This is a genomic window from Bacillus sp. ISL-46 (assembly GCF_018613205.1).
The window spans coordinates 18240-27994 of sequence record NZ_JAGGQR010000050.1 but is presented as its reverse complement, the minus strand read 5'-3'; the positions used below and the strand labels follow the sequence as shown (position 1 = coordinate 27994).

Annotated in this window: 11 protein-coding genes and 1 pseudogene; 4 read left to right on the top strand and 8 right to left on the bottom strand. The window is 34.4% G+C overall.

Annotated features, from left to right (window positions below; genetic code table 11):
• Positions 1 to 122: 122 nt before the first annotated feature.
• Positions 123 to 1139, bottom strand: coding sequence for a DUF3231 family protein (locus J7E67_RS23415; RefSeq protein ID WP_214717995.1), 1017 nt, complete (start codon positions 1137 to 1139; stop codon positions 123 to 125).
• A 222-nt stretch (positions 1140 to 1361) separates the two neighbouring features.
• Between J7E67_RS23415 and J7E67_RS23410 the strand changes: the two genes are divergently transcribed.
• On the top strand, positions 1362 to 1862 hold the full coding sequence (locus tag J7E67_RS23410) for a hypothetical protein (RefSeq protein WP_214717997.1): 501 nt from the start codon (positions 1362 to 1364) through the stop codon (positions 1860 to 1862).
• Between the two features lie 205 nt (positions 1863 to 2067).
• Here J7E67_RS23410 and J7E67_RS23405 read toward each other — a convergent pair whose 3' ends face one another.
• Entirely contained in the window at positions 2068 to 2769 is a 702-nt protein-coding gene (locus tag J7E67_RS23405) for a ZIP family metal transporter (protein ID WP_214718043.1), read from the bottom strand.
• Positions 2770 to 3312: 543 nt separating this feature from the next.
• Here J7E67_RS23405 and J7E67_RS23400 point away from each other — a divergent pair.
• On the top strand, positions 3313 to 3861 hold the full coding sequence (locus tag J7E67_RS23400; protein WP_214718000.1) for a hypothetical protein: 549 nt from the start codon (positions 3313 to 3315) through the stop codon (positions 3859 to 3861).
• Positions 3862 to 4211: 350 nt separating this feature from the next.
• On the opposite strand, the gene J7E67_RS23395 is transcribed toward J7E67_RS23400, so the two are convergent.
• From J7E67_RS23395 to J7E67_RS23385, 3 genes are all read right to left on the bottom strand, one after another.
• The gene (locus tag J7E67_RS23395; RefSeq protein WP_214718004.1) at positions 4212 to 4361 is read right to left on the bottom strand and encodes a hypothetical protein; all 150 of its coding nucleotides are present in this window, start codon (positions 4359 to 4361) and stop codon (positions 4212 to 4214) included.
• 204 nt (positions 4362 to 4565) lie between these two features.
• Positions 4566 to 4703, bottom strand: coding sequence for a hypothetical protein (locus J7E67_RS23390; protein ID WP_180247647.1), 138 nt, complete (start codon positions 4701 to 4703; stop codon positions 4566 to 4568).
• 159 nt (positions 4704 to 4862) lie between these two features.
• Positions 4863 to 5288, bottom strand: a complete 426-nt coding sequence (locus J7E67_RS23385) for a hypothetical protein (RefSeq protein WP_214718005.1) — start codon at positions 5286 to 5288, stop codon at positions 4863 to 4865.
• A 474-nt stretch (positions 5289 to 5762) separates the two neighbouring features.
• On the opposite strand from J7E67_RS23385, the pseudogene J7E67_RS31910 reads away from it, so the two are divergent.
• Both J7E67_RS31910 and J7E67_RS23380 read left to right on the top strand, forming a co-directional pair.
• A pseudogene (locus J7E67_RS31910) lies at positions 5763 to 6032 on the top strand (hypothetical protein); the annotation flags it as partial.
• A complete protein-coding gene (locus J7E67_RS23380) occupies positions 6012 to 6446 on the top strand; it encodes a COG4705 family protein (protein WP_285290738.1) in 435 nt (144 codons plus the stop codon). The pseudogene J7E67_RS31910 and the gene J7E67_RS23380, both read left to right, overlap by 21 nt.
• A gap of 242 nt (positions 6447 to 6688) precedes the next feature.
• On the opposite strand, the gene J7E67_RS23375 is transcribed toward J7E67_RS23380, so the two are convergent.
• The 3 genes from J7E67_RS23375 to J7E67_RS23365 all read right to left on the bottom strand — a co-directional run bounded on the left by J7E67_RS23375 (position 6689) and on the right by J7E67_RS23365 (position 9740).
• Positions 6689 to 7948, bottom strand: coding sequence for an Nramp family divalent metal transporter (locus J7E67_RS23375; RefSeq protein WP_251026947.1), 1260 nt, complete (start codon positions 7946 to 7948; stop codon positions 6689 to 6691).
• A gap of 400 nt (positions 7949 to 8348) precedes the next feature.
• Positions 8349 to 8915: a CBO0543 family protein gene (locus tag J7E67_RS23370; protein WP_214718006.1), complete on the bottom strand. Its 567-nt coding sequence runs from the start codon at positions 8913 to 8915 to the stop codon at positions 8349 to 8351.
• Between the two features lie 381 nt (positions 8916 to 9296).
• Entirely contained in the window at positions 9297 to 9740 is a 444-nt protein-coding gene (locus J7E67_RS23365) for a carboxymuconolactone decarboxylase family protein (RefSeq protein WP_214718007.1), read from the bottom strand.
• Positions 9741 to 9755 lie beyond the last annotated feature (15 nt).

Genomic DNA, 9755 nt, shown 5'->3' with positions numbered 1-9755 from the left:
TATTTTCATGGTAGTTTAAGTGAAATTCTTCACAAAATATCAGGAAGGAATTTCATAAATCAAATGAGAATAAAAAAAGCCCTTACTGTTTATTTGCAGAAGGACTCGAATATGGATTATAATTAATTCCTTTTTCTTATTAATTCATCACGATCCGATGCCATTGGAGGCTGTTCCAACCATCGATTTTTTATCATGATATTAGCACCATCTTCAGCATACATCTGCACTTCTAAGGACAGCCTGTTATACATTGAACTAATATCTCCTCTTGGACTTTGACTGACACCTGTACCATAATAACCAACACTCATAGAAATTAAACCAGATGTAAGGTACATCATGAGTTTATCGGAAAATGTATGTGATGTACTGTTAGTTATTTCTGCATCCCAACCCATCGGTACAGGGAGTTTACTTTCCTCTAACTTCCCTCTAAATAATCTAATGTGTTTATTCCCAACTTCTAAACCCTTTAAAAAGAATTGTTTTACATCCTTGTCCTGGGCAACCTGACTAAATCCAGTAAGTGTAGCTACTCCGAGTGCATTTCTTTGTAGATTAGCAAATAAATTATCGACTTCCGCTGCGACTAACGGTCTTTTTTCTCCAAACACATCTAACATAAACCATTGCTTTTTCACAAATTCAACCTTCTCCAAATTTGGCAGATTCGGAGACCTGATAAACAAACCCTCGGACAATAATAATTCCGTTGTTCGATTATATAATTCCATTGTTTCCGTAAGGCAGTCCATGTAATAAGTTCTTATGTCATTTCTTACGGATGCTGCTACCGCGGCTCCATATAAAGTAAGTCCGACCTTCGACATTTGGTTTAAAAAATTCAGAACAAAACCGTCAGAAAAAAGTCTAGGAGCTGTTATATCAACATCCTCTTCAATCCTAAAACCATGCGGAACTGCATTTTTTTCCTCAGTTAATATAGATGTAATTTTTTTAACATGTGATTTAGATAACTCTAAAGCAAATTCAATTATAGGCTTAATCTCATCATCCTCGGCTTTTTCTAAAAAGTATGTGAGGACACAAACGCTTGAACTATCATTTAAGTATTGCATCCAAAGTTGACCGATCTCACCCGCAGTTAACCTTATCTGGGTTCCCATTTCCTCCATAAGCAACCTCCAAAATAGAAATACTATAAATACCATCCCCATAAATTACCTCTAATATGTGCTGGTTGGTTATGCTCCGATTGAAAAATGAGCCCAGCAATCGCAAAAGCTCATACTAATTTTGTATTCTCTTGTTCCACTAACCTGCTAACACTTCACAATGTACATAGACTTGGAGCTAATCGAATTGAAAAGGTATTAGTCCATATTGTTAAGCAATGCGTGGAAAAAGGATTAATAAAGTCAAACACCCTCATTATCGATTCAACACATACTATCGTAAACGCAGCCAAGGATAAGCCTTTAGATGTTTTAAAAAAAGCTGCTAATCGACTATTAAAAGGGGTAAAGAAACAGTATTCTAAACTTTATAAAAAGCTTCCTAAGTTTCCACAATTAGAGGGTATTGATGAAGAAAAAGCGAAACAACTTTTGCAATATTTGGTGGAGCTAAAGGATGTGTTGGAGGACAAACTCCCAGATGCCGAAGGCAGCTTGCTTGAGAAGATAACCGTCATAAAGCAAATTATTGAAGATGAGAGACTATTGACTAATAAAGGAATTTCCTCTGCAGTAGACTCTGATGCACGTTTTGGGAGAAAGTCTAAGTCTAGAACTTTTTACGGATATAAAAACCATATTGCAATGACAGAGGAAGAAATCTTCACTGCTATTCATATAACCTCAGAAATGAAGATGATGGGAAACAGCTTCAAACGTTAGTGAATAAGACGATTGAACAAAAAATAACCATTGATGAAGTACTCGCAGATACTGCTTATTCTGGTAAAGGAAATCTTAGCTTTCTCCAAACTGAGGAGATTAAAGCTTCTATACCAAAAAACATATATAATATTTCGACAATAAAAATAGGATTAAACTCAACTTACTAGTTTAATCCCAAGATAAAAAGGTTTATTTTTTATATTTAGATTGACAACTCAATAATAAAAATCATCGTTAATAGTCCCATGACAAAAGAAAAGGTTGCCGATCGTTCGTTTCCATCTCCATGGCTTTCAGGAATTAACTCTTTATACACAACAAAAAGCATGGCTCCGGCTGCAAATGCTAGTCCATATGGTACGATATTAAGGAATTGGTCAGTTAAATGGATTCCAAGAAAAGCTGATACAAACTCAATAGCTCCTGTAAAAGCAGTATATAAAAAAGCTTGTACTTTAGGAATACGATTAGAAACTAAAAATAAGCATACAAGAAATCCTTCCGGTATATTTTGAAGTCCAATTGAAATGGAAACAAGGGATCCTAAACCCTCATATTTACTAGCATAGCTGACTCCTACTGACAGTCCCTCTGGTATATTATGTATAGCCATAGCAGCTATTAATAGAAGTGGCCTTGCTTGTCCAGAACCATGGGTTGAATGGTCAACTTCTTCATGTGGTAAGATAATTTCTAATATGGTAAGCATAGCTGTCCCGAGTAAAATCCCTAAAGTTAATACGAACATGTTTGAAAGCTTTAAGGTAGAAGGAATTAATGCATAGGTAGACGCTGCAACCATAATCCCTGCACTATATGCCAATAAATTATCCTTAACGCGGTGCGATACATTGTTTAATAACAAAGCAGGCACCGCTCCAACCGCAGTACATAATGCACTCATAATTATTCCTAAATTGGTCCCCACATAAAACCACCTTTAATCATTTTTTATTGCATTATATGTACAACCACTGTAAAAAAGACAGGTTTCAATTAACCTAAAATCATAGACGATTAGCCTTACTTCCTACAGAAGTAAGGCTAATCGTCTTTCGTTGTAACAATATTCAAAAGCATATTGTTGTTTTTAATGAACCATATACGTGAAGATGTGCTCCCCTTTTGTGTTTTGACAAGTATCTACTTACTCCATTTTTACTTCCAGGGGTAGTGTCAGGAAAATGCGGATTTACAAAGTTAAGGAAAATCGAATATTAATAAGCCCAATTCCTCTATATTATAATAGAGAAATTGGGCTCCTTTTCGTTACTCCATTAAAGCGCAGATTGTGGAAGATCATTTATATTACTTTATTGTAGATAAGCACCCGTTAGTTGAACAAGAATTTGAGAGTATTAATATAAAATCCATATTTATTCCTAAGACAGAGTGTGGTTTATAATTGTAATTGTCTGAATAATATAAAATTATGGGAGCGATGGAGATGAGTAAAAAAATTTTAATAGCTTTACTCTGCTTAGGATTAATTGTGGTACTTTATTTTTCAGCTTCCCGTCCTGGTTCAAGTCCTGGTTCTAATTATATTCCTACTACATCCTTGGAAGAAGCAATCTGTGCAAAAATAGAAGCACAGAATGAGGATTGCAAAAAAGTGATTTTAATTGATACCGATTCAAATGTGGCTTTTGTCGAGACTGAATTCGGAATCCTTCCTGTTCTTATCAGCAAAGACCATACCAAAATGGTAAAAATGATTCCAGGATTGGATTTCCAAGAATTCAGAGAGGAAAAGGAAGAGAATGGACCAATAACCTGGAGAGTTGAAAATAATGTCCAAAAGGATTTCTCCATTCTATACGGATTTGCCAGAGACAAGGCAAAGACCATCATTATAAATAGTGAAGGCAGTTTACAGCCAAATAAATTTTATGTTCGGGACGACTTGGCTGGTATGAGCGGAGGTTCAGGTACGGCTGCGTTGTGGGTTTGGTATATTACTTCTAAAGATGAAATGATTAAACCAGCGATATAACAGTTTATGGAGCAGATGGTCATCTTATTTACGGAGGAAGCAAAGAGGAATAGTGAAGGGATAACAGAATGAAAAATTCGGGAACTAAAAAGGATGGGAACCAAACACCAAATTTAAACCGATTAATTTAATTTTATTTGATAGGTTAATATACATCGGTTAAACAGGATTTTTAGGTGGAGTAGCCAACTTTGTTTTCACTTACTAAAAAGTCAGTTTCCGACTTTGTTTTTCAAAGTTGCAAATTATCCCTCTAATTTAACTATCCTGCTTCTTTAGTTGAATAACAAAAAAGCCGGCAATAGCAGCCAGCTTTTCAAGTATTACAATCCGCTAGTTGAATGAAACGCCTAATCTTCCATAAAAATTCGTGCGTAGTATTCCGTTTCTTCATCTAATTTGTTGTCTTTTCTTAATTCCTCAATAGTTTTTTTTCGGTCATCTTCAATCACTTGAAAACTTCCTGATACATTTGGTGTTTTCCGTTTGTTTTTATCCATACTTTCACTCCTACATTTCATCTTTAATAAGAAAAAGCCACCAAGAATTTTTGGCAGCTGGATCTTCAACTATTGCACCCTTTAGTGCAATAAAGTCGGTGTCTAACATTTACCGTTCAATGGGGATCGGGATTTCCCCATTCCTCATTTTTTTGTTTATGAAATTTGTGGTCAGCAAAATCCTTCGGTTTGCTATTGTCCGGATTAAAATGGCTCGATGGCTTTCTCGTTTTTACCTGTTTGCGGCTGATTTTCAATTCTTCTTTCTTCGGCTTCCTTGGGAATTTTTTTCAGTTGTTTATTTACTTCTTCTACTTGATTAGTAGTTATCATTTCATCCATTTTTCAAAGACCTCAATTCATTAAAATATTTTTATAAATATAATATGCCGCAGTAACGAAAATTTTATGCCCGCTAAAGTAGACAAAAGCACCCGTTAGTTGAACAAGGTCGATTCTAAATAAGGTGCTACCAATTAAAGGTAACACCTTTCTCGTTTATTATTTATTTAAATGTTTGTAGTCTAATACTTCTACCTTAAAGCCATGACTACATTCAATTTTAGGACTATCACAAGATGGAGATACTCTTACTTTAACCAAGTCTTCTGCATATTCAAATGGATTATTGTTACTGTCAGGAACTTGAATTCTTAAGGAAATATCATAAGAATGATTGTTGTTATAAACAATATTAACAATCCTCTGTTGCTGCCAGCCAAAACCAGAAGCCTCTTTTCCTCCATACTCTTTTATTACCCTTTTATCAATAGCTGGAAATATAATATCTCCAATAATATCTTCTGGTGTAACATACCAGTCTTCTGCATACGGTTTAATTTCCTTTGGCTCTGGAGGTTTAGCATTAACCAAGTTATTTGTTGCAAACATTAATAAAATCGTAAAGAGAACAATCATTTTCTTCATGATGCTCACTCCCAAAATTTTTACAGTTAGATTTCGCATCTTCAATTAATATTATCCACAACAACAACCAATAACCCGTATCTCCAAACCAAGTTGTTTCGCAATTTGTTTCAAAAGCGACATTAATGAACCAATTTAATGTTCAACAAACCTGCCCCTTAAATAGACTATTCATTACGCTCTCCTCTTTTTTTAACGATTGAGCAGGGTCTTCTTAAGTATTATCATTTTTCTATTCTTGAGGAAACTTATTTTCATGGTGAATTTTTAATTTAACGACTTCTTAAGATTTAATTAAGTGAAATTTAAGACTCTAATGTTATAAATTATTTGTTCGTTGAAATTTAGAGATACAAATTTACATGCAAACTATTATAAGGAGAGGAAAAATTTTTGGAAGAGGAAAAAGTTATTAAAAAAATTGCTCAAGTCACGGTTATATTTTGGATTATGAAGATTTGAGCGACTACACTCGGTGAAACCGCTGGCGATTTGTTGTCACAGACCTTAGGAGCTGGATATGTAATTAGCACTTTAATATTTTTCGGAATATTTTTAGTGACACTATTTGCTCAACTTAGGACGAATAGGTACTTACCAGTGCTTTATTGGGGTGTTATTTCCTCAACCAGTATCGCTGGTACGGCGATGTCTGATTTAATTGACCGTACATTGGGATTAGGCTATACTCTTGGCTCAAGTTTATTAATCGCAATTTTGTTAATGATTTTTGGATATTGGTATGTAAGTGAAAAATCGTTAGATATTAATCATATTCACACTCGTAAAGTTGAAATACTCTATTGGACTGCAATCTTATTCTCGAATACATTGGGTACCGCTTTCGGAGACTTCTTATCTGATAGTAGTGGTCTTGGATATAAAGGAGGAGCAATCTTAATAGGAAGTTTATTGGTAATTATTGTCCTTTCCTATTACTTCACAAAAGTTTCTCGTGTGTTCTTGTTTTGGATTGCTTTTGTCTTGACTCGACCTTTTGGGGCTACATTAGGAGACCTTCTTACAAAACCACACGCAAAAGGTGGATTAGATTTAGGGACAATTGGTTCCTCCACTGTTTTGGCTTCGATTCTTATCATTTTTATTATTTACTCCACTATTAAGAATAGCAAAACTGAAGACCCCTTATTAAGCTAATGAAGGGTTGAACTAGGTCCTAAATAGCTAAGAAATGCAAATTCCCAATATTGCATTTCCTAGCTATTTTTGTTGCAAAAAGTTTTTGTTATTTTCCAAAACCCTACTACTTATTCAACCTGCTCCGTTAGCTGAATAAGAAAAAGCCACCAAGAATTTTTGGCAGCTGGATCTTCAACTTGACCCGTAAGCTTAAAAAGAAACTTAGAATAAATAGGAGGTAAAAACGTGCTTTAGTTTCTTTAGTTAATAAAAGTATGATATAACAAAAATAAATTAAGACTTATAATAACTACGGCAATTATCCACGCACAGATCGAAGTTACTAAATGATTTACAAGTTTTCCCATTAGTTTTTTGTTACTTGTAAACATTATTAAAGGTATTAAAGCAAAAGCAATTCCAAAAGAGAGAACAACTTGACTTATGACAAGAGCTTTAGAAGGATTAATTCCCATTAGAATTATTCCTAACGGCGGTATCATTGTTATAAATCGTCCCAAATAAATAGGTATGCGTCGTTTAATAAAGCCTTGCATAATGATGTCACCTGACATAGTACCAACTGAAGAACTTGATAATCCTGCGGATAACAATCCAATTCCAAAACAAATTGCCACAAAGGGTCCAAGTATTTTTCCAAATTCATTAAAAGCAACTTCTAAATCACTTACATTAAGTCCGTTTTTATTAAATAATGCCGCTGAGACGATTAACATACTCGCGTTTATCCCACCTGCAATAATCATCGCAATAATGACATCTACAAACTCATATTTAAAAATCTTTTTCCGTTCTTCTTCAGTTTCTCCGACAATTCTATTTTGTGTTAAGGCAGAATGCAGATAAATGGCATGTGGCATCACTGTTGCTCCCAGCATACCAGCCCCTAATAAAACGCTATCTACACCCTGAAATTTGAGTGTGAAAAGACCAGAGAGAATTGCCGTTGCATCTGGTGCTGCATAGAAAACTTGAACCCCAAAAACAATTACAACAATAAAAATCATTGTTGTAATAACAGCTTCTAACGGACGCATTCCTCGCCTTTGAATCTCCAAAATGACGAATGAACCAATGGCTGCAATAATAGCAGCAAAAACAAGTGGGATATCAAAGAGCAAATAGATTCCAAGCGATGCACCAATAAATTCTGCCAGATCTGTTGCCATAACGACAAGTTCAGCTTGTATCCATAAAAGTATGGAAGTCTTCTTTGAAAATTTTTCTCGGCAAACTTCAGGTAGGTTTTTACCTGTTGCAATCCCTAACTTGGCAGACATCGTTTGAATCAAAACAGCCATTAAATTAGAAACTAAAATGACCCATAATAATGCGTATCCATACTTAGACCCTGCCGAAATGTTTGTTGCATAATTACCTGGATCGATATATGCCACAGCAGCAATAAAGGCAGGACCTAAAAAAGGCAGCAATCTTTTAATTCCATTAGAATCTCCTTTTATAGAAGAATTAGAAGATCTATTCAAAGAGTTAGACAATTTTTGGGTCCAACCTCCTTCTTTTATCCGAAATTATAGTTTATTTCAGTAAACTTTTTTTCGCTAATGCTTTTTAGGGGTCTCAGGTTGCAAACCCGACATGAATGAAGTTATTGGGCTTTCTAATTGATTAGATACCAACAATATAAATACATTATTTAAAGATATCGGAATTGTATTTTTTCCAAATTTTTTTCGTTATCTGCACGCACTATTTTAGTTTGCTTTCTTTTTAACAGGCTATGCTATTTGAGATTCTTCTTCAACAAAACTGCCCCGTTAGTGGAACAAGCAAAAAAAAGCTGCCGAAGCAGCTACCGAACTTAAACTCTTCCACCCGTTCGTTAAACAAGTACCAATTTATTTGCGTAATAAAAGGGGAAGCATTTTCTAAGTCAGTTTAGTCTAATTTTTTGTTTAAACTATCGAATTCTTTCCTCGTGCTAATAAAATGTGCAATTAAATAAATAAAAAAGAATATTGGAAATGAATATAAATATTTCCATTGCTCTGGAGCATAGGTTTTAATCCATACAAAGATTGGTTCTCCAATAAAAGCACTTCCACCTGCGAAAATAAATGCTTTAAAATACGGATTGAAGTTAGCCTTAAATTGAATAAGAAACATAACAATTACCGGTAATATGGTAAAATCCCACGGCAAATAGGAAGGAAGGAAAGGAATAACATCATAATTATAATGCCATAAACCTAATGAAATTCCTATGAAATCAAACCAGGAACTAATAAAAATAACAAAGAATCCGACGCAAAGTAGTCGATAAGTGCTTTCTTTTTTTTTAAGATAAAACCATAAAATCCACGGTACAACGGTTAACAATACCCCTAACCACCATTGCCAAGTGAAAACGACATTTTCAATCCAAAAATTCACTTTTTTGTCATGTGCTTTTTCAATTAATTCATAAATCTTTTCTGCTTTGTCTATGTATTCTTTTTGTTCCATATGTATGAACATCCTCACAACATGTTGAATTGAGTTTTTCACCCCTCGATTCTAGCTTTACCTAAAACTGTTTTATAAATAAAATAAATTTCGAGAATTTTGTTTCCCAACTAACCTCCCAGTTAGTAAAAAAGCGACTGCTCTTATTGAACAATCGCACCCGTAAGTTTAAGTACAATATTTCACAATCTTTCATAAGGAAGATGGTGACTATCATACTGGAGAATTATAGAAAGTTCTGAAATGGCATAAGGTAGACCAAACAAGAGGTAATTTTATACTCTATATAAGTATAAAACGGAAAAGCATCCAATCTGGTTCATTTGGATGCCTTTTTTCTACAATCTGAGACGAACACTATTAGATGTTCGCTGAGAGTAATTATTTTTCAGTTGCTGTATTCCCCATTGCAATAGAAATTCTATTCCAACTGTTGATTTGATTAATTATCAGTACTAGGTCAACATATTGTCTCTCATTATAATGTTCACGTACTCGTTGATAAAGCTCATCTGGCACGCGTTTTGTCGGGATTAAAGTTACGTATTCTGTCAACTCAAGAGCTACTTTTTCTGCATCTGTGTAAAATGTGCACTCTCTCCAAGCACTAATACAATATAAACGTTGTTCAGTTTCTCCCATTTTTCTAGCATCTGCTGTATGCATGTTAATACAATATGCACAACCATTTATTTGAGAAGCCCGGATTTTTATAAGTTCACGAAGTTTACGGTCTATACCTGTTGTTTTCGTATACTTCTCCATTTCCATCATTATTTTAAGTGCTTCTGGTGCTACATTGTAATAATCAACTCGTTGTTCCAATTTAATTACCTCCTT